The 17,922-nt window shown below is 65.1% G+C and carries 17 protein-coding genes; 5 read left to right on the plus strand and 12 right to left on the minus strand.

The window, feature by feature from the left end; all coding sequences use genetic code 11:
* Positions 1–54: 54 nt before the first annotated feature.
* The 12 genes from urtA to cbiE form a co-directional block, all read right to left on the minus strand.
* The gene (gene urtA, locus CXQ80_RS02125; RefSeq protein WP_101316028.1) at positions 55–1,320 is read right to left on the minus strand and encodes an urea ABC transporter substrate-binding protein; all 1,266 of its coding nucleotides are present in this window, start codon (positions 1,318–1,320) and stop codon (positions 55–57) included.
* A gap of 195 nt (positions 1,321–1,515) precedes the next feature.
* Positions 1,516–2,919, minus strand: coding sequence for a D-serine/D-alanine/glycine transporter (cycA, locus tag CXQ80_RS02130; protein WP_101316030.1), 1,404 nt, complete (start codon positions 2,917–2,919; stop codon positions 1,516–1,518).
* A gap of 134 nt (positions 2,920–3,053) precedes the next feature.
* The gene (locus CXQ80_RS02135; protein WP_101316032.1) at positions 3,054–4,418 is read right to left on the minus strand and encodes a PepSY domain-containing protein; all 1,365 of its coding nucleotides are present in this window, start codon (positions 4,416–4,418) and stop codon (positions 3,054–3,056) included.
* 49 nt (positions 4,419–4,467) lie between these two features.
* The gene (locus CXQ80_RS02140; RefSeq protein WP_101316034.1) at positions 4,468–6,525 is read right to left on the minus strand and encodes a TonB-dependent copper receptor; all 2,058 of its coding nucleotides are present in this window, start codon (positions 6,523–6,525) and stop codon (positions 4,468–4,470) included.
* 66 nt (positions 6,526–6,591) lie between these two features.
* A complete protein-coding gene (locus CXQ80_RS02145; RefSeq protein ID WP_256585757.1) occupies positions 6,592–7,044 on the minus strand; it encodes a DUF2946 domain-containing protein in 453 nt (150 codons plus the stop codon).
* Positions 7,045–7,069: 25 nt separating this feature from the next.
* Positions 7,070–7,552, minus strand: coding sequence for a copper chaperone PCu(A)C (locus tag CXQ80_RS02150; RefSeq protein ID WP_101316037.1), 483 nt, complete (start codon positions 7,550–7,552; stop codon positions 7,070–7,072).
* A 48-nt stretch (positions 7,553–7,600) separates the two neighbouring features.
* Positions 7,601–7,990, minus strand: a complete 390-nt coding sequence (locus CXQ80_RS02155; protein WP_101316039.1) for a DUF2946 domain-containing protein — start codon at positions 7,988–7,990, stop codon at positions 7,601–7,603.
* Positions 7,991–8,119: 129 nt separating this feature from the next.
* Complete coding sequence (locus tag CXQ80_RS02160) at positions 8,120–8,971, minus strand: SPFH domain-containing protein (protein ID WP_101316041.1); 852 nt, start codon at positions 8,969–8,971, stop codon at positions 8,120–8,122.
* A 25-nt stretch (positions 8,972–8,996) separates the two neighbouring features.
* Positions 8,997–9,434 carry an NfeD family protein gene (locus tag CXQ80_RS02165; RefSeq protein WP_101316043.1) on the minus strand — a complete coding sequence of 146 codons (438 nt, stop codon included), beginning with the start codon at positions 9,432–9,434 and terminating at the stop codon, positions 8,997–8,999.
* Positions 9,435–9,561: 127 nt separating this feature from the next.
* Complete coding sequence (locus CXQ80_RS02170) at positions 9,562–10,281, minus strand: cobalt-precorrin-6A reductase (protein ID WP_101316045.1); 720 nt, start codon at positions 10,279–10,281, stop codon at positions 9,562–9,564.
* Positions 10,278–11,372, minus strand: a complete 1,095-nt coding sequence (locus CXQ80_RS02175) for a cobalt-precorrin-5B (C(1))-methyltransferase (RefSeq protein WP_101316047.1) — start codon at positions 11,370–11,372, stop codon at positions 10,278–10,280. Before CXQ80_RS02175 ends, CXQ80_RS02170 begins: the two co-directional genes overlap by 4 nt.
* On the minus strand, positions 11,365–12,576 hold the full coding sequence (gene cbiE, locus CXQ80_RS02180; protein WP_101316049.1) for a precorrin-6y C5,15-methyltransferase (decarboxylating) subunit CbiE: 1,212 nt from the start codon (positions 12,574–12,576) through the stop codon (positions 11,365–11,367). The genes CXQ80_RS02175 and cbiE overlap by 8 nt, the downstream gene beginning before the upstream one ends.
* Before the next feature lie 131 nt (positions 12,577–12,707).
* Between cbiE and cobG the strand changes: the two genes are divergently transcribed.
* The 5 genes from cobG to CXQ80_RS02205 all read left to right on the plus strand — a co-directional run bounded on the left by cobG (position 12,708) and on the right by CXQ80_RS02205 (position 17,867).
* Positions 12,708–14,039, plus strand: coding sequence for a precorrin-3B synthase (cobG, locus tag CXQ80_RS02185; RefSeq protein WP_371918895.1), 1,332 nt, complete (start codon positions 12,708–12,710; stop codon positions 14,037–14,039).
* Positions 14,032–14,658, plus strand: coding sequence for a precorrin-8X methylmutase (locus CXQ80_RS02190; RefSeq protein ID WP_101316053.1), 627 nt, complete (start codon positions 14,032–14,034; stop codon positions 14,656–14,658). Before cobG ends, CXQ80_RS02190 begins: the two co-directional genes overlap by 8 nt.
* Positions 14,655–15,389, plus strand: a complete 735-nt coding sequence (locus tag CXQ80_RS02195) for a precorrin-2 C(20)-methyltransferase (RefSeq protein ID WP_101316055.1) — start codon at positions 14,655–14,657, stop codon at positions 15,387–15,389. Before CXQ80_RS02190 ends, CXQ80_RS02195 begins: the two co-directional genes overlap by 4 nt.
* The gene (gene cobJ, locus CXQ80_RS02200; RefSeq protein WP_101316057.1) at positions 15,377–17,083 is read left to right on the plus strand and encodes a precorrin-3B C(17)-methyltransferase; all 1,707 of its coding nucleotides are present in this window, start codon (positions 15,377–15,379) and stop codon (positions 17,081–17,083) included. The genes CXQ80_RS02195 and cobJ overlap by 13 nt, the downstream gene beginning before the upstream one ends.
* A gap of 94 nt (positions 17,084–17,177) precedes the next feature.
* Complete coding sequence (locus tag CXQ80_RS02205) at positions 17,178–17,867, plus strand: hypothetical protein (RefSeq protein WP_101316059.1); 690 nt, start codon at positions 17,178–17,180, stop codon at positions 17,865–17,867.
* The last annotated feature ends 55 nt before the right edge of the window (positions 17,868–17,922 follow it).

A 17,922-nucleotide genomic window follows, 5' to 3' on the forward strand; every position in this document is an offset into this window, starting at 1 on the left:
ATCGCGACACAAGGCCGCTCCTACAGGAAAGGGCCGCAGAGCGGCCCCCGTCACTTAGTTACCCTTCACCGCATAATCCGGACGCTTGTCGTTGCCAGGAATGAACGGGCTCCACGGTTGCGCACGCAGGGGCTGCTCGGTCTCCCAGACCACACTGAACTGACCGTCATCCTGGATCTCGCCGATCATTACCGGCTTGTGCAGGTGGTGGTTGGTCTTGTCCATGGTCAGGGTGTAGCCCGACGGCGCGGCAAAGGTCTGTCCGGCCAGCGCTTCGCGGACCTTGTCGACATCGGTGGACTTGGCCTTCTCGACCGCCTGCGCCCACATATTGATACCGACATAGGTGGCTTCCATCGGGTCGTTGGTCACCGCCTTGTCGGCGCCCGGCAGATTTTTTGCCTTGGCGTAGGCCTTCCAGTCCGCGACGAACTTCTGGTTGACCGGGTTATCCACCGACTCGAAGTAGTTCCACGCCGCCAGGTGGCCGACCAGCGGCTTGGTGTCGATACCGCGCAGCTCCTCTTCGCCCACCGAGAACGCCACTACCGGTACGTCGGTGGCCTTCAGGCCCTGGTTGGCCAGTTCTTTGTAGAACGGCACGTTGGAGTCGCCGTTGACGGTGGAGATCACCGCAGTCTTGCCGCCGGCAGAGAACTTCTTGATGTTGGCGACAATGGTCTGATAATCAGCGTGGCCGAACGGCGTGTACACCTCTTCTATGTCCTTGTCGGCCACACCTTTGCTGTGCAGGAAGGCCCGCAGAATCTTGTTGGTGGTGCGCGGGTAGACATAGTCGGTGCCGAGCAGGAAGAAGCGCTTGGCGCTGCCGCCGTCTTCGCTCATCACGTATTCCACCGCCGGGATCGCTTGCTGGTTAGGCGCCGCGCCGGTGTAGAAGACGTTTGGCGACATCTCTTCACCTTCGTACTGCACCGGGTAGAACAGCAGCCCATTGAGCTCCTCGAACACCGGTAGCACCGACTTGCGCGACACCGACGTCCAGCAGCCGAACACCACCGCGACCTTGTCCTGGGTCAGCAACTGGCGGCTTTTCTCTGCGAACAGCGGCCAGTTGGAGGCCGGGTCGACCACCACCGCTTCGAGCATCTTGCCATTGACCCCGCCCTTGGCGTTGATCTGGTCGATGGTCATCAACGCCATGTCCTTGAGCGAGGTCTCGGAAATGGCCATGGTCCCCGACAGCGAATGCAGGATGCCGACCTTGATGGTCTCGGCGGCCTGGATACTCCAGCTCAGGCCCATCGCCGCAATCGATGCGCTAAGGGTAAAGGCCTTGATCAGACTGCGACGCTTCATGTGCTCTCTCCGCTGAGTTTTTTATGCTGTTGGCGACTCTGCAGGAGACATTGCAAGCGCTGTGCCCGCTTTTCGGACACGGCCAAAGCCCCGGTTTCCGGGGCTTTGCGGGGGAAGGGAGGGGTTGTTGGGTCCAGCTTGGTGCTGGCGCCCGAGGCGTGCACGGTATTGGGGCCGCTGGGCGGCCCCAAGCAGTCAGCGGTCCAGTGCAGCCCGCGGCTGGCGCTTGCTGCGCACGAACTGGTAGGTCACTGCCAGCAGCAGGAACCAGATCGGCGTCACTACCAGCGCCGAGCGGGTGTCGGCCTCAAGGCTGAGCAGCACCAGAATCGCGGCGAAGAACACCAGGCACACGTAGCACATGAAGCGCCCGCCGGGCATCTTGTAGATCGAGCTTTGATGCAGCGCCGGGCGCTGGCTGCGGTACTTCAGGTACGACAGCAGGATCAGTGTCCAGACGAACATGAACAGCACCGCCGACACCGTGGTCACCAGGGTGAAGGCTTCGATCACGTTCGGCACCAGGTAGATCAACACCGCGCCCAGCAGCAGGCAGGCGCAGGAGAAGAACAGACCGTTGGCCGGGACCGCGCGGCGCGAGAGCTTCTCGAAGGCCTTCGGTGCATCGCCTTCCTGGGCCAGACCGAACAGCATGCGGCTGGTGGAGAACACGCCGCTGTTGGCCGACGAGGCGGCCGAGGTCAGCACCACGAAGTTGATGATGCTGGCCGCAGCAGGCAGGCCGGCGAGGACGAACAGCTCGACGAACGGGCTCTTGCCCGGCACCACGTCGCGCCACGGCGTTACTGCCATGATCGCGATCAGGGCCAGCACGTAGAAGACGATGATGCGGATCGGGATCGAGTTGATCGCCCGCGGCAGGGTGCGCTCCGGGTCTTTCGCTTCGGCGGCGGTGGTGCCGACCAGCTCGATACCGACAAAGGCGAACACGGCGATCTGGAAACCGGCGAAGAAGCCCATCAGGCCATGGGGGAACATGCCGTCATCGTTCCACAGGTTGGCCAGCTGCGCAGTGCTGCCAGTGGGCGACTGGAAGCCGGTGATGACCATGTACAGGCCGGTGGCGACCAGGCCGAGGATGGCAACGATCTTGATCAGGGCGAACCAGAATTCCATCTCGCCGAACATCTTCACCGTCACCAGGTTCAGTGACAGCAGCAGCGCCACGCAGCTCAGCGCCGGGATCCACTGCGGCAGGTCAGGGAACCAGAACTGGGTGTAGGCGGCGATCGCGACCACGTCGGCGATACCGGTGACGACCCAGCAGAACCAGTAGGTCCAGCCGGTGAAGTAACCGGCCCAGGGCCCGAGCAGGTCGGCCGAGAAGTCGATGAAGGACTTGTAGTTGAGGTTCGACAGCAGCAGCTCGCCCATCGCCCGCATGACGAAGAACAGCATGAAGCCGATGATCATGTAGACGAAGATGATCGACGGGCCAGCAAGGCTGATGGTCTTGCCCGAACCCATGAACAGGCCGGTGCCGATGGCGCCACCGATGGCGATAAGCTGAATGTGGCGGTTGCTCAGGTTGCGTTGCAGATGCTGATCATCTGGCTCGGGGGTGGAGGTCACGGTCATTGGCTGCATTCCATTATTGGTTCAGTCTTTTTTTGCTAGCCGAGTAGGCTAACACGCCCGTTCCAGATCGGGGCGTGACAGATCGACACGAGTTTTGCGTGGCAGCCTGGGGCCGCAAAGCGGCCCCGGCTCTCTCAAGCCCGAACCACCATCCGCCGCCTCACCACGCAACGATCAACCACCCACATCACCAGCATCGACACCCCCACCAACGGAAACGCGACGCCCAAGACCAGCATCACCACTGTCGCCGTCTTCCACCGCGGCAAATCATGGCGCAGCGGCGGCACCCCCAGGCCACCCTCGGGCCGGCGCTTCCACCACATCACCAGACCGCTCACCGAACCGAGCAGAATCATCAGGCACACCAGCAAGATCACGATCTGGTTGAACGCGCCAAACATCTTGCCCTCATGCAGCATCACGCCCAGCTCAGTCGCGCGGGCGACCGGGCTGTAGTCCTGCCAGCGCACATCGGCCAGCACCTGGCCGGTGTACTGGTCGACATGTAGGGTGGCGTCGTTGCGGGGATCATCAGCAAACACCGCAATGGTAAACACGCCGTCGGCGGTGGTCGGCAGAGTGATGCTGTAGCCGGGCTCGACCTCGCGGCTGCTGGCAATGTCCTCGACCTGCTGCAGGCTGACCTGCGGCGCCGCTGGCTTGCTCGACATCATGTGGTGCCCGGCGTGTTCGGCATGGGCGCCGGACTGCGGCATCGGCGTGTTCTCCATCGCCCACGGCACGGTCTGCCGATGCGCCTGGTTGAGCACCCGCGCCTGCTGGTCCGACTTGGGCACGTCATTCCACATCGCCGCCGGGAAGCGGTTCCACAGATCGGCATACTGCTTGCCCCACAAGCCAGTCCAGGTCATGCCGCTGAGCAGCATCAGCAGCAACAGCGCCGATCCCCAGAAGCCGCTGACCGCATGCAGGTCGCGCCACAGCAGCCTGCCGCGCGAGGCAAAGCGCGGCCAGAGCACGCCGGCACTGCTGCGCCCGCGCGGCCACCACAGGTACAGCCCCGACACCACCAGCACAATGCCCCAGCCAGCGGCCAGTTCCACCAGCCGGTCGCCGACGGTGCCGACCATCAGCTCGCCATGCAGGGCACGGGCGATGGCCTGCAGGTTCTGCTTGGCGTCCTGCTCACCGAGCACCTTGGCGTTGTACGGATCGACGAACACGTTCAGCTCACGGCCGCCGTCATGCACCACGAATTGCGCGCTGCGCTCGCTGTTCAGCGGTGGCAGGTACTGGCCGACGTGGCCCTGTGGATAAGCCTGCTGAACCTGCGCCAGCAGCGCGTCGGCGTTTTGGCGATGGTGGCCGCCTTCGACCACCATCAGCTCGCGGTACATCAGCGGGTCGAGCTGTGGCTTGAACAGGTAGATGATCCCGGTGAGCGCCAGCAGAATCATGAATGGCGCAACGAACAGCCCGGCATAGAAGTGCCAGCGCCAGGCCAGGTTATAGAAGGAAATACGCGGTCCGCCCATGGAACCTCCCATCAGAGGGGCGCGGTCATGGCCGCGCCCGTTGTAATTGTCAGAAGCTGAGATCGACTTTGGTCCAGAAGGTCCGGCCAGGTTCAGGCACCGGCTGCGGATCGTTCGCCGGGTAACCAAAACCGGCGTTGCCGGCCAGGTTCAGGTGCTCGGCGTAAGCCTTGTCGAACAGGTTGTCGACGCCGGCGCTGAGCTTGAGATTGCGCGTGACCTTGTAGGCGCCGTTGAGCGAGAACACGCCAAAGCCTGCGCTTTTTTCATAGTCCTTGCCGACCACATTGCCCTGATTTTCAGCGACGCGGTTCTGCGCCGAGACCAACCGCCACAACGCCCCGGTGCTCCAGTTGTCCTGGCTGTAGGTCAGGCCCAGGCGGCTTTCCAGTGGCGGCATCTGCGGCAGTGCCTTGCCGTCGCTGCTGTTTTTGCCCCAAGCGTATGCCAGGGTCGCATCGGCCTTCCAGTTTTCCGACAGCTTGTACGCCGCGCCCAGCTCGCCGCCCATGATCCGCGCATCGATGTTCTGCGCCTGGGTGGTGCTCATGCCCATCATGCCAGTCTGGTAGTCGAACAAAATGTAGTCGCGGATCTGCCCGACATAGCCCGAGGCCCAGGCTTGCAGGCGCTCGTCACGGTACTGGATGCCGAAGTCGAGCTGGGTGGTTTTCTCCGGTTTGATCGCGTCGAAGGCGTTGCGCGCACCGGCCGGGCCGTCGGCCGAGAACAGCTCCCAGTAATCCGGGAAGCGTTGCGCATGGCCAAGGCCGATGTAGGTGGTGGCTGACAGCGCGCTGAGGTCATGCTCATAGCGGACAAAGCCGCTGGGCAGGGTATCGGCGCGAGTGTTGCCGGCGGTGGCCTGGTCGCTGCGCAGATCGCGCGCCGAAGCGCGGTCAAGGCGGGCACCGCTGATCAATCGGTCTTCGCCGCTCGCGTACCAGGTCAGCTCGGCGAACGCGCCGTAGTTGTGGAACTCGGCATCCTTGCTCCACGGCTGGCCACGGTGCGCGTCGACGCCCATGCCGCTGCGCTGGCGGTGCTCGCTGCTTTGCGCATCGATACCGTTGATCAACTGCACATCGGCCCAACGCCAGGTGGCCTTGATCCGCGCGCCGAGGGTGCGCCGGTCGACGTTGGCGACCATCGGCATGCCCATCATGCCGCTGCCGGACGGGGTGCGCAGGCTGTAGTTGTCCATCACGTGGTCGGCGTAGTTGTAGTAGACCTGCGCCTCGATCTTGTCGAGTACCTCGCCGAGGTTGGATTTTTCGAAGCGCAGGCCCAGGCTTTCGCGCTTGAACTGCGAGCCGTCCATGCCGCGCCCGGCGTAACGAGCTTCGCCGTCACCTTTGCCGGCGGTGAGCTCGAGCAGGGTGTCGGCATCCGGCGTCCAGCCGAGGCTGACGTCGCCGTTCCACTTGTCCCAGCGCGACGGCACGCTGTCGCCGTTGCCGTCGCGGTAGTCATCCGAGCGTGACTGGTTGCCGACGAAGCGCGCATACGCCTCGCTGTTGCCGGCGGCGACGTCGAGCAGCTTGTCGAAGCGGCCATTGGAGCCGGCCAGCAGGCTGGCGTTGACTCGGCTGCCAAGCTCGCCGAACTGCTCCGGCTCGCGTTCGAAGAGGATCGTCCCGGCCGAGCCGCCGGGGCCCCAGATCACAGTTTGCGGGCCTTTGATCACGGTAAGGCGGTCGTAGGTTTCCGGCGAGATGTACGAGGTTGGCGCGTCCATCCGGTTGGGGCAGGCGCCGAGCATCTGGCCGCCATTGGTGAGGATGTTCAGGCGCGAGCCGAACATGCCGCGCAACACCGGATCGCCGTTGGTGCCGCCAGCGCGGATCGCCGAGAAGCCGGGGATGGTCTTCAGGTAGTCGGCACCATCACTGGCCGGTACTGGTTGGCGCGGGTCCTTGGGGTTGGTGACGATGGTCAGCGGCGAGCTGGGGGCGACGGCGGTGATTACCGTCGGGCTCAGCTCGGCGGCGTCGTGGCCAACATGGCCGCTGTCGGCGGCGATAGCCAAGGGGCTCAGCAGCGAGCCGCAGAGCACGGCGATAGTGCCGCGCAGGGAAAGGGTGAAAACGGGGATGCAGCCGGACATAGTGATTCCAGTCGATCAGTCGAATATGAGCGCACAGCCTCCTGGCTGCGTGCGGTCAATGGATGTTCAGACGTAGATCGACTGGGCAGGTGGCGCCCGGCTGCGGGCGCCGGGGAAAATCGCCTGGCGCGCGTGGCCGTGGCGGGTGGCGCTTGGCGGGGGCGGGGCAGGTGGAACGCGGCTGGCGTTGAGCGGGCTGAAGCTCTGCGGCAGCGCCGGGCAGTTGAACAGCAGGGTGCAATAGCCACACTTGGCCCACAGCGCGTGCAGCTCGGCGTCATCGCTGTGGTTGTGGTGGTGCTTGCTGTCGGCGTGGGCATGGCTGGCGGGCATGGGCATGTTCATGGCCATGTCGCTGGACATGCTCATGCTGATGCCCGTGTGGTGCTCCATCGGCATCGACTGAGAAATCAGCGGCCCGATGAAGATCATCCACATGGCAAACAGGCTCAGCCAGCCGCCACCGGCGCGCCTGCGAGCAGGGCGGGTGGTACGGCGGTAGCTGTGTTTGCCCAGCACGTTCACGGCTGGCGCCTGTCAGCGGTCAGTGCGCGTGTTGCTGTTGCGGCTGGTCGGCCGGCGGCTGCTTCTGGACAGCCACCTGCACGGTGATGTCGCCGGCTTTCTCGAAGTGCAGGGTCAGCGGGAAGCGCTTGCCGTCGGTGAGCAGGCTGCGGTCCTTGGGCTGCATCAGCATCACGTGGTAGGCGCTGGGGGCGAACAGCAGGTCCTTGCCGGCGGGGATGGTCACGCCGTCGACCTGCTGCATTTTCATCAGGCCTGCTGCGTTCATGGCGTGCTCATGCAGCTGCGCGTCATCACTGATCGGGCTGTCGACGCTGAGCAGGCGGTCGTCGCTGCTGCCACTGTTGTGCACGGTGAAATACGCCGCCACGTTGGGCGCATTGGGCGGCAACTGCAGCGACCACGGGTGGGCGATGTGCAGGTCACCCTGAGTGTATTCATGGGCATTGGCGAATGCGCCAGGCAGCAACAGGGCGGCCACGACGAGGGCTTGCTTGAGCATGGGGAAATCTCCGATCTGGACAGGTTCAGGGCGCGGGGCGGCTGTAACTCAGGTCAGAGGAGAGGCGCGCGGATTGAGCGCAGGCCATAACTGGCGCGGCGTCGGTTGGTAGCTGGCAAGAATGCTCGCAGTGCCGTTGTCCATGGCGACAGGGCTGTGCAACTGCGGCGGATGCCCAGGCAGGGCCAGCAGCGTCAGGCCGCCCGAGCAACACCAGCAATGTTGCATGCTCGCGTGCTCGTCGCCTTGCGGGCCGAGGTCGATCTTGGCCAGCGCCTGCACTGCCGGCGTGGGCTTGACGCCCATGCTGGAGCAGAACGCCCCCCACAGCAGCTGCTCGGCCGCGCTTTTCGGCGCAGCGGAAGACAGCGGCATGGCCAGCAGATTGAACAGCACTGCAAGGCAGGCGATCCAGGCGATGGGCCGACGTGGGGGCATGGAGAGATCCGGTCAGGAATCGTGGTGGCTATTGTAAGGCGCAGTATAGGTAAAAATACCCCGGTGCGGTGAAGTGCCGCAGCTGCGCCTGTGCAATGGCCGCCCTGACCTGAGCGGGGCGGCGGTGTATCAGGCCTTGCGCCCGAGCAGCCCGCGCACTGTTTCTTGCAGGTCGGCCGGCAACACCACGATCTTGGAATTGTTGCTCGCAGCGAGGGTTTCCATCGCACCGATGTAACGCTCGCCAAGCAGGTACATGGCCGGAGTGGTTTCGCTGCCGACCGCCTCGCGCACCAGGGTAATCGCTCGGGCCGAGGCTTCGGCCAGGTTGATCTGCGCTTCTGCGTCGAGCCGAGCCGACTGCAGACGCGCTTCGGCTTCCAGTACGGCCGCTTGCTTGGCACCCTCGGCGCGGGTCACGTCGGCTTTACGCTCACGCTCCGCGGCGGCCTGACGTTCCATCGCCAGCTGCATGTTCGGCGACGGCTTGATGTCCTGGATTTCTACCGAGCGCACGGTCACGCCCCAGTCTTCGGTCTGCTCGGACATCGCTTCGCGCAGGCGCGCCTTGATCTGCTCGCGGCTGGACAGCGCTTCGTCGAGGTCCATGGCACCGACGATCGCCCGCAGCGAGGTCATGGTCAGGCTGGTCACGGCAAACGAGAAATTCTGCACGCCGTAGGAGGCCTTCTGCGGGTCGATTACCTTGGCGAAGCACAGTGCGTTGGCGACGATGACGGCGTTGTCCTTGGTGATGATTTCCTGTTGCTGGACATCGAGGATGATGTCCTTGGTCGGCAGGCGATAGGCAACCACGTCCATGTACGGGATGAGGATGTTCAGGCCGGGCTTGAGCGTGCTGTGGTAGCGGCCCAGGCGCTCGACGATCCACTCCTCGCCCTGGGGCACGATGCGCACCCCTTTGAATACGGTGATCAGAACAAACAGTGCCAGGCAGGCGACGACGATTAGGCTGGTCATGGTGCAGCGTCCTTTAAGTACGGATTCAGGCCCGGGTGATCCGGGCGGTGTTGCCTTCGATGGCGGTCAGGCGCACACGCTCGCCGGCGGCGATGTCACTGTCGGCGATGCACACCCATTCCTCGTTGCCGAGGATCGGCTTCTGGAAACGCACCCGGCCCTTCTGAAACTCCGAGACGGCCACGGTAAGCAGGCCGACCTCGCCGATCACGCTGTCGGCAGTCCAGCGCACGTCGGGGTTTTTCCGGCGAAACAGCTTGAACCAGAGCAGGGTAGTGGCCGACGAGAACAGCACCCACAGCAGCACCTGGCTGTCCAGTTGCAGGCTGGGTGCGATCAGGGCGATCAGCGCCACCAGCACGGCGCCGATGCCGAACCAGAGAATGAAGAACGTGGGCAGGACCAGTTCAAGCAGGACCAGGGCAACGCCGAAGACGAGCCAGATCCACCATTGCATTTCCATATGGGTGGCCTTCCAGGAGGGGAATGCGCAGTTTACGGCAGATGGCCGGATGGCGGCCATTAAGGCGGTTCCTAAAGCTGTGCAGGAAATCTCTCTACCAGCCTGCCCGCTGGCGCCAGCAGCGCAATCAAAGCCCCAGCGCGGCCAGCAAGGTGTCTACCTGAGCAAACTCACGATCCACTGTCGGCAGTAGTGGGCGCTTGAGCACCAGCACCGGTATGCCCAACTCGCGGGCGACCTCGAGCTTGGGCTCGGTGGCGACGCTGCCGCTGTTCTTGCTGACCAGCACGTCGATCTGGCGGCGGGCGAACAATGCGCGCTCATCCGCCAGGGCGAATGGCCCGCGGGCGGCGATGACTTCGCAGCGGTCATTGCCCGGGTAGCTGTCGAGGGCACGCAAGGTCCAGAACTGCTGCTCGGGTATTTCGTGCAGATGAGCCAGGGGCTCGCGGCCCAGCGTGAACAGTGGCCGGGCAAACGGCGAGAGGGCCGTGACCAGCTCGGCCCAGTCCGCCACCTCGCGCCAGTCATCTCCCGGCTGGGGCTGCCAGGCCGGGCGGCGCAGTGCCCAGCAGGCCACACCGGCACTGCGCGCAGCCTGCGCGGCATTGGCGCTGATCTGCGCCGCATAGGGATGGGTCGCGTCGATCAGCAAGCTGATGCCGGCTTCGCGCAGGTACTGTGCCAGGCCCTCGGCGCCACCATAGCCGCCGACCCGTAGCTGGCAGGGCAGATCCTGCGGCACGCGGCCGACGCCGGCCAGACTGTAGACATGCTGCGGGCCCAGCCGCCGGGCAATGGCCAAGGCTTCGGTAACACCGCCAAGCAGCAGAATCCGCTCGCTCATTGCACACCCGCCCGGCCGACGATGCCGCCCTGGCGGTCGATGGCAAACACCTCGACCTGCACCTGCGCCGGCACCACGCTGCAGGCAAAGGCGCGGGCATGGGCACACACTGCGTCGCCCAGCGCGATGCCTGCGGCATGCGCCAGGGCCAGCGCCTGCTGGCTGGTATTGGCGGCGATGATCGCCTGCTGCAGCGACTGATCGGCGCCCAGCGCTTGAGCCCAACCGGCCAACTGCGGCAGGTCGATACTGGAATGACGGCTGTGCAGGTCCATGTTGCCCGCAGCCAGCTTGCTGATCTTGCCGAAACCGCCGCACAGGCTCAGGCGCGCCATCGGCACCTTGCGCAGGTGCTTGAGCACCGCACCGACAAAGTCGCCCATCTCGATCAGGGCGATTTCCGGCAGGTTGTAGACCTGGCGCATGGTGTCTTCGCTGGCATTGCCGGTGCAGGCAGCGACGTGCGTGTAGCCGTTGCTGTGGGCGACATCGATGCCTTGCTGGATCGAGGCGATGTAGGCCGCGCAGGAGAACGGCCGGACGATACCGCTGGTGCCGAGAATCGACAGCCCGCCGAGAATGCCCAGGCGTGGGTTCATGGTTTTCAGGGCCAACTGATCACCGTCACGCACGTTCACCGTGACCTCGAAGCCGCCGCTGTAGCCACAGTCGTTGGCCAGTTGCTGCAGGTGCTCGCTGATCATCCGCCGCGGTACCGGGTTGATGGCCGGCTCGCCGACCGCCAGCACCAGTCCGGGCCGGGTTACGGTGCCGACACCGACACCCGCGACAAAACGTACGCCGGGCGTGGCGAGCAGGCGCACCTGGCTGTAGAGCAGGGCGCCGTGGGTCACGTCGGGGTCGTCGCCGGCGTCCTTCAAGGTGCCGGCCTCGGCGCAGTCGCCGTTACGCCTGCAGAACTCCAGGCGCATCTGCACCACCTTGCCCTTGGGCAGGGTGATGTGCACCGCGTCGGCGTCGGCACCGCTCAGCAGCAGGCGTGCGGCGGCGAGGCTGGTTGCCGTGGCGCAGCTGCCGGTGGTCAGGCCGCTGCGCAGGGGCGCGGGTTGTTCGCGAGTTTCTTCACGCATCCAGGGCTTTCACTACGTCGAGCAAGGTGATCGGCAAGGCCTGGCGCCAAGTGTCGAAGTTGCCCAGCGGTTGCGTGTGGGCAATGTGGATGCGGGTCAGCTCGCCGCCGTGCGCTTCGCGAAACTGGGCAAGGGCCATTTCGCTTTGCAGGGTGACGGCATTGGCTACCAGCCGGCCACCGGGGCGCAGGCGCTCCCAGCACAGGCCGAGCATGCCTTCGCCGGTGACGCCACCACCAATGAAGATCGCGTCGGGCCGCTCCAGTTCGGCCAGCGCCTGCGGTGCCTTGCCGCGGATCAGGCGCAGCCCCGGCACGCCAAGCGCGTCGCGGTTGTGCTCGATCAACGCTTGCCGGCCTGCATCGGCTTCGATCGCCAGGGTGCGGCAGCTGGGGTGGGCGCGCATCCACTCGATGCCGATCGAGCCACAGCCGGCGCCGACATCCCACAACAGCGCGCCGGGTTGCGGTGCCAGGCGGGCGAGGGTGATCGCGCGAACATCGCGCTTGGTCAGCTGGCCGTCGTGTTCGAAGGCCGAGTCCGGTAAACCGGCAGCAGGTGACAAGCGCGGTGTGTCCGCTGCAGCCTGGCATTCGATGGCGACCACATTCAACGCAGCCAGCTGACTGTGTGGCCAGTCTTCGGCCGTGCCTTGCACATGACGTTCCTGCGGCCCGCCAAGGTGTTCGAACACCTGCAAGCGGCTCGGGCCGAAGCCTTTGTCGCGCAGCAGCGCCGCGATCTGTGCCGGGCTGTCGCCATCGTTGCTCAGCACCAGCAGGCGCAAGCCGGTGTAGCAGTAGGCGTTGAGTGCGGCCAGCGGGCGGGCGACCAGCGACACGACCTGCACCTCCTGCAGTGGCCAGCCCAGGCGCGCAGCGGCCAGGGCGCAGGACGATGGCGCCGACAGAACCCGCAACTGCTCGGCTGGCACCTGCCGCGCCAGGCTGGCGCCGACGCCGAAGAACATCGGGTCGCCGCTGGCCAGTACGCATACCGGCTCGCCGCGCAGCGCCAGCACCGGTTCCAGGCTGAACGGGCTCGACCAGGGCAGTTGCTCGGCGCTGACACAGTGCGGCAACAGCGCTAGCTGGCGCGGGCTGCCGAAGATCCGCGAAGCCGCCAGCAGGGCACGCCGGGCAGGTTTGCCCAGGCCGCTGAAACCGTCTTCACCGATACCTACAACTGTCAGCCAGGGGGCCATCTGCTTCCTCATCAAGCTTGAGTGGGCCACAACGGCCGCAAATTCACACGATCTTCGACCGCCGGTTTTTCATGCCGTCGAGCAAAGCAGGCATAATACCGCGCCTTCTACACTCAAGCGCACTTTGACGATTGCCGGATGCCTTCTTGAACCCGCCCCTTGACCCTGCCGTTTCGCCCCGCCCCTCGGCCTGCCCGGGGTTGTGGCGCATCGTCGCCGCCCGCGATGGCGGCATCTGCCGGATCAAGCTGCCGGGTGGCCTGCTGCTGGCCGATCAGGCCGACGCTGTGGCCGAGGCTGCCGAGCGCTTTGCCGGCGGTGTGATCGAGGCTACCAACCGGGGCAATCTGCAGATTCGCGGGGTCGGCGCGCAGCACGCCGCGCTGATCGAGCATTTGCTGGCGGCTGGCCTTGGCCCGCGCCAGGCGGCTGGCGACGATGTCCGCAACCTGATGCTGAGCCCGCTGGCCGGGCGCGATCCGGCCATGCTGCTGGATACCCGGCCGCTGGCCGGGCAGATCCTCGAGATGCTCGAAAGCACGCCGCATCTGCATCAACTTTCGGCCAAGTTTGCCGTGCAGTTGGATGGCGGTGAGCACTTGGCCATGCTCGAACACCCGCATGACCTGTGGCTGTCGCCGCTGCAACTGGAACAGCAGACCTGGCTGGCCTTCGGTCTGGCCGGTTGCCCAAGCACCGATCAGCCGCTGGGCGCGGTGCCGTTGGGCGCTGGGCTGGCGCTGACCCGGGCGGTGCTGGAGCGCTTTCTCGAGCTGGCCAGTGCCGAGCAGTCGCGCATGCGCCAGTTGCTGCAGACCTGCCCGGTCGAGCATTTCATCGAAGGCCTCGGCATCGAGCTGCGGCGCGACCCGCCAGTGCTCCAGTGGCGACGGGCCAAGGCCTGCGCCAACTGGCTCGGGCCGCTGGCGCAAGCCCAGGGCACTGCGCTTGGCGTTGCCCCACCGCTGGGCCGCTTGACCCCGGCGATGCTGCGTGGCGCCGCCCAGGTAGCGCGCGTCAGAGGTGACGGTGAATTGCACCTGAGTCCCTGGCAGAGCCTGGTGTTGAGCAGCATCGCAACAAGTCAATTGCAGGCCGCCCAGGCCCAGTTGCAGGCGTTCGGCCTGGTCTGCTCCAGCCGCGAGCCACTGGCACGAGTGACCGCCTGCAGCGGCGCAAGCGGTTGTGCCAAGGCACTGGCCGAAACCAAGGCCGATGCTGTCCAGCTCGCCGCGCTGATTGCGCCAGGCGCACCGGCCAGCGTGCACCTCAGCGGCTGCCCGCGTTCCTGCGCTGTGGCCCATGTCGCCCCGGCGACCTTGCTGGCCCGTTCGCCGGGCCGCTACGACCTTTATTTGCGTGACGCGCAGCAGCCCGGCTTTGGTGCCCTGCGCGCGACCGACCTTACCTTGAAAGCAGCAGGCGCCATGCTCGACCTGCCCACGGAGCACCTTGATGATTGACTACATTCGCGATGGTCAGGAGATCTATCGCAATTCCTTCCGGATCATCCGCGAGGAGGCCCGCCTGGAGCGGATTCCTGCCGATCTGGAAAAGCTCGCGGTGCGGGTGATTCACGCCTGCGGCATGGTCGAGGCAATCGATGGTCTGCAGTTCTCCGCGGGTGCCGGCGCTGCCGGGCGCGCAGCGCTGGCCAAAGGCGCGCCGATCCTGTGTGACGCGCACATGGTTGCCGAAGGCATCACCCGTGCGCGGCTGCCAGCCAACAACCAAGTGATCTGCACCCTGCGCGATCCAAGTGTGCCGGCACTGGCCAAGGAGCAGGGCAACACCCGTTCGGCAGTGGCCCTGGAGCTGTGGCGCGAACACCTGGAAGGCAGCGTGGTGGTGATCGGCAATGCACCGACGGCGCTGTTCTACCTGCTTGAGATGATCGACGCGGGCGCGCCGAAACCGGCGCTGATTCTCGGCTTCCCGGTGGGCTTCGTCGGTGCGGCCGAGTCCAAGGCGATGCTCGCCGCCGACAGCCGTGGCGTGCCGTTCGTGATCATGCAGGGCCGTCTGGGCGGTAGCGCAATGGCCGCCGCCGCCGTCAACGCGCTGGCCACGGAGGTCGAATGATGACGCCACGCGGACGACTGCTTGGCCTCGGCGTTGGCCCTGGCGACCCGGAACTGATCACCGTCAAGGCCTTGCGCCTGCTGCGCGAGGCGCCGGTGGTGGCTTACTTTGTGGCCAAGGGTAAGCGCGGCAACGCCTTCGGCATCATCGAAGCGCATTTGCAGGCGCAGCAGACCTTGCTGCCACTGGTGTATCCGGTCACTACCGAAGCGCTGCCTGCGCCGTTGTCCTACGAACAGGTCATCAGTGATTTCTACGATGAGGCCGGCGAGCAAGTGGCCGCGCATCTGGACGCCGGGCGTGATGTAGCGGTGATCTGCGAAGGTGATCCGTTCTTCTACGGATCGTACATGTACCTGCACGACCGCCTGGCGCAGCGCTATGACGCCGAGGTGATTCCTGGTGTCTGTTCGATGCTCGGTGGCGCCTCGGTGCTCGGCGCGCCGCTGGTCTACCGCAACCAGACCCTGACCGTATTGTCCGGTGTGTTGCCTGCCGAAGAGCTCAAGCGGCGGCTGGCCGACGCCGATGCGGCGGTGATCATGAAACTGGGGCGCAACTTCCCCAAGGTGCGCCAGGTGCTGGCCGAGTTGGGCCTGGACCAGCGCGCGCTGTACGTTGAGCGTGCGACCATGGCCAATCAGAAAATCGTTGCGCTGGACGCGGTCGATCCGCAGTCTTCGCCCTACTTTTCGCTGATCATCGTGCCGGGTGAAAAATGGCAGGGCTGAACCTACGCAAAGCGCCGGCCATCATCATCCTCGGCCAGGCCAGCCTGGCTACTGCGCAGCGCCTCCAGCAACTGTATCCCGAGGCCAGCATCCATGGCCTGAATGGCCGGGTCGCGGGCGCCGACAGTGGCTATGAGTCATTTGGCAGCACCTTGCGCGAGCTGTATCTGCAAGACACGCCGATCATTGCCCTGTGCGCCGCTGGCATCGTCATCCGCAGCCTGGCCAGCGTGCTCAGCGACAAGGATGTCGAGCCACCGGTACTGGTGGTCGCCGAAGATGGCAGTGCCGTGGTGCCGTTGCTCGGCGGCCTCGGCGGGGTCAACGTGATGGCGCGCGAGATCGGCGCGGCGTTGTCGGTCGCTGCCGCGATCACCACGAGTGGTGAACTGCGTTTCGGCACCTGCCTGCTCAATCCGCCGGTTGGCTATGCCTTGGCAGACCTGGAGCAGGGCAAGCGCTTTGTCTCCGACCTGCTGGCCGGTCAGAGCGTGCGTATCGAGGGTGATGCGCCGTGGCTTGCGCAGGCGCAACTGCCCGCCGATGCGGCAGCGCAACGAACCATTCACGTGGGCTGCGAAGCGCGCCCCGCCAGCCGTGACGAACTGCTGATCCATCCACGTTCGGTGCTGGTCGCCGTCAGTGCCGAGTCTGCCGAGCTTGCCGAACACGTGCGCGCGGCCCTGCGCGCGGCCAATATTGCCGAGCCAGCGCTGGCGTGCCTGCTTGCCAGTGACCAGCACATGGCCCTGCCGGGCCTGCACCAGGCGGCGCAGCAACTCGGTGTCGCACTGCGCTTTGCCGCGCCGGCAGTGAGCCTGGCCGAGATGGTCGAACAGAGCGTGCCTGGCGCCCGCTTGAGTGAACACTCGGGGTTGTTGGTGGCAGTTGCCAGCGCGCCCATCGACCCTGCTCAGGTCGGTCGCGGTCGTGGCCGGCTGGCAGTGATCGGCCTCGGCCCCGGCGCCGCCGAACTGATGGTGCCTGCAGTCAAGCGCGAACTGAGCCTGGCCGAGGATGTGCTCGGTTACGAAACCTACGTGCGTATGGCTGGCCCGTTCCGCCCGGATCAGGTGCTGCACAACACCGACAACCGCGAGGAGATGCAGCGCGCCCGGCATGCCTTTGAGCTGGCCGCACAGGGCCGTTCGGTCGTGGTGGTGTCGTCGGGTGATCCCGGCGTGTTCGCCATGGCCGCCGCCGTGCTCGAGGCCTTGCACGAGTCGACCGACCCGGCCTGGCATCAGGTCGATCTGCAGATCCTCCCAGGCGTATCGGCATCGTTGGCGACCGCTGCTCAGGCCGGCGCGCCGCTGGGCCATGACTTCTGCGTGATGTCGCTGTCGGACAACCTCAAACCCTGGTCGATCATCGAGACACGCCTGGACCTTGCCGCCCAGGCTGATCTGGTGCTGGCGTTCTATAACCCGATTTCGAAAGCCAGACCCTGGCAATTGGGTGTAGCGCTGGACGTCGTGCGCCGTCATCGCTCAGGCGCTACGCCGGTAGTCCTTGGTCGCGATATTGGTAGGCCAGGGCAGACGCTGCGCGTAGTCACACTGGCCGAACTGCTGCCAGAAATGGTCGACATGCGCACCATGGTGCTGGTCGGGTCTTCGACAACCTGCACATTGCCGCGTGCCGACGGTGGCACCTGGGTCTACACCCCGCGGTGGTACCCAGCGGCCAACTGAGATGTTGAGGAAATCCTTCAGCGCTGCTTCCCCGAAGGCCTGCGCATAGGGTGGTAATCCCTGAATCACAGGGGCTACCACCAAGGATTTATTCATGTCTGACAGCAACGATATTGCGAGCACCAACACTGCCGTCCTGGTTCAGGATTCACTGCTCGCCTGCGGTGCCGGGATGACCCAGCAAAGCCGTAACGACGTCAAGAATGCCTTCCACTTCGCCACATTGGTCGCCGATAAACTGTATGACCCACAAATTCAAAGTAAGGCCTGGTACGACCAGTTTCTGAAGGCCATGCAGGATTGCGGGTTTGTCGCCGCGCGCCGCAGTTTCGAGCTCGAAACGGCATCTTCGGTAACGGTTACCGTCGGCGCAGTGGTGTTTCGCGTGATGTCCGCTGCCGGTGCTGCTGCGCTGGGCGGGCCTGTTGGTGAGGCGTTTAGCAAGCTGGCCCAGAAAGCGATCGACAAGCTCGGTTTGATCGATAGCGAAAAGCGCATCTTCATCAGCGATCGAAAGAATAAGCGCAGCGGCATGGTCGGGCTGGGTGCGTGCATGGAAACGCCTGAAGGTGAGGTGGTGCTGGTGATGAGCTGCGTCAACGCCGCAGCGCCCGAGTCCAACACTGACCTGCTCGGCGTGGAATGGAACATTACTTCCTCGGAGTACTACGCCGGCAGCGCGGTGTTGTCGTTCAACCGAATGATCTACGACCGCGTACGTGAGCACATCGAGACCAAGCTCGGCGTGCGCAGTGTTGAAGACATTCTCGAGTACGAGATCTGAGCAGGCTGACGGCGACATGCTTCGCCGTCATTCCAACGACTTGCAGGCAGCAGGC

The sequence above is a fragment of the Pseudomonas sp. 02C 26 genome (assembly GCF_002843585.1).
Lineage (GTDB): Bacteria > Pseudomonadota > Gammaproteobacteria > Pseudomonadales > Pseudomonadaceae > Aquipseudomonas > Aquipseudomonas shirazensis.

What these genes read in the sequence shown, in the direction of transcription:
- cycA (WP_101316030.1), bottom strand. Translation starts at nt 2,919, where the DNA reads ATGACCGTGACCTCCACCCCCGAGCCAGATGATCAGCATCTGCAACGC.
- CXQ80_RS02205 (WP_101316059.1), top strand. Translation starts at nt 17,178, where the DNA reads ATGTCTGACAGCAACGATATTGCGAGCACCAACACTGCCGTCCTGGTT.
- urtA (WP_101316028.1), bottom strand. Translation starts at nt 1,320, where the DNA reads ATGAAGCGTCGCAGTCTGATCAAGGCCTTTACCCTTAGCGCATCGATT.
- CXQ80_RS02190 (WP_101316053.1), top strand. Translation starts at nt 14,032, where the DNA reads ATGATTGACTACATTCGCGATGGTCAGGAGATCTATCGCAATTCCTTC.
- CXQ80_RS02165 (WP_101316043.1), bottom strand. Translation starts at nt 9,434, where the DNA reads ATGGAAATGCAATGGTGGATCTGGCTCGTCTTCGGCGTTGCCCTGGTC.
- CXQ80_RS02160 (WP_101316041.1), bottom strand. Translation starts at nt 8,971, where the DNA reads ATGACCAGCCTAATCGTCGTCGCCTGCCTGGCACTGTTTGTTCTGATC.
- cbiE (WP_101316049.1), bottom strand. Translation starts at nt 12,576, where the DNA reads ATGGCCCCCTGGCTGACAGTTGTAGGTATCGGTGAAGACGGTTTCAGC.
- cobJ (WP_101316057.1), top strand. Translation starts at nt 15,377, where the DNA reads ATGGCAGGGCTGAACCTACGCAAAGCGCCGGCCATCATCATCCTCGGC.
- CXQ80_RS02140 (WP_101316034.1), bottom strand. Translation starts at nt 6,525, where the DNA reads ATGTCCGGCTGCATCCCCGTTTTCACCCTTTCCCTGCGCGGCACTATC.
- CXQ80_RS02135 (WP_101316032.1), bottom strand. Translation starts at nt 4,418, where the DNA reads ATGGGCGGACCGCGTATTTCCTTCTATAACCTGGCCTGGCGCTGGCAC.
- CXQ80_RS02170 (WP_101316045.1), bottom strand. Translation starts at nt 10,281, where the DNA reads ATGAGCGAGCGGATTCTGCTGCTTGGCGGTGTTACCGAAGCCTTGGCC.
- CXQ80_RS02175 (WP_101316047.1), bottom strand. Translation starts at nt 11,372, where the DNA reads ATGCGTGAAGAAACTCGCGAACAACCCGCGCCCCTGCGCAGCGGCCTG.
- CXQ80_RS02195 (WP_101316055.1), top strand. Translation starts at nt 14,655, where the DNA reads ATGATGACGCCACGCGGACGACTGCTTGGCCTCGGCGTTGGCCCTGGC.
- CXQ80_RS02150 (WP_101316037.1), bottom strand. Translation starts at nt 7,552, where the DNA reads ATGCTCAAGCAAGCCCTCGTCGTGGCCGCCCTGTTGCTGCCTGGCGCA.
- CXQ80_RS02155 (WP_101316039.1), bottom strand. Translation starts at nt 7,990, where the DNA reads ATGCCCCCACGTCGGCCCATCGCCTGGATCGCCTGCCTTGCAGTGCTG.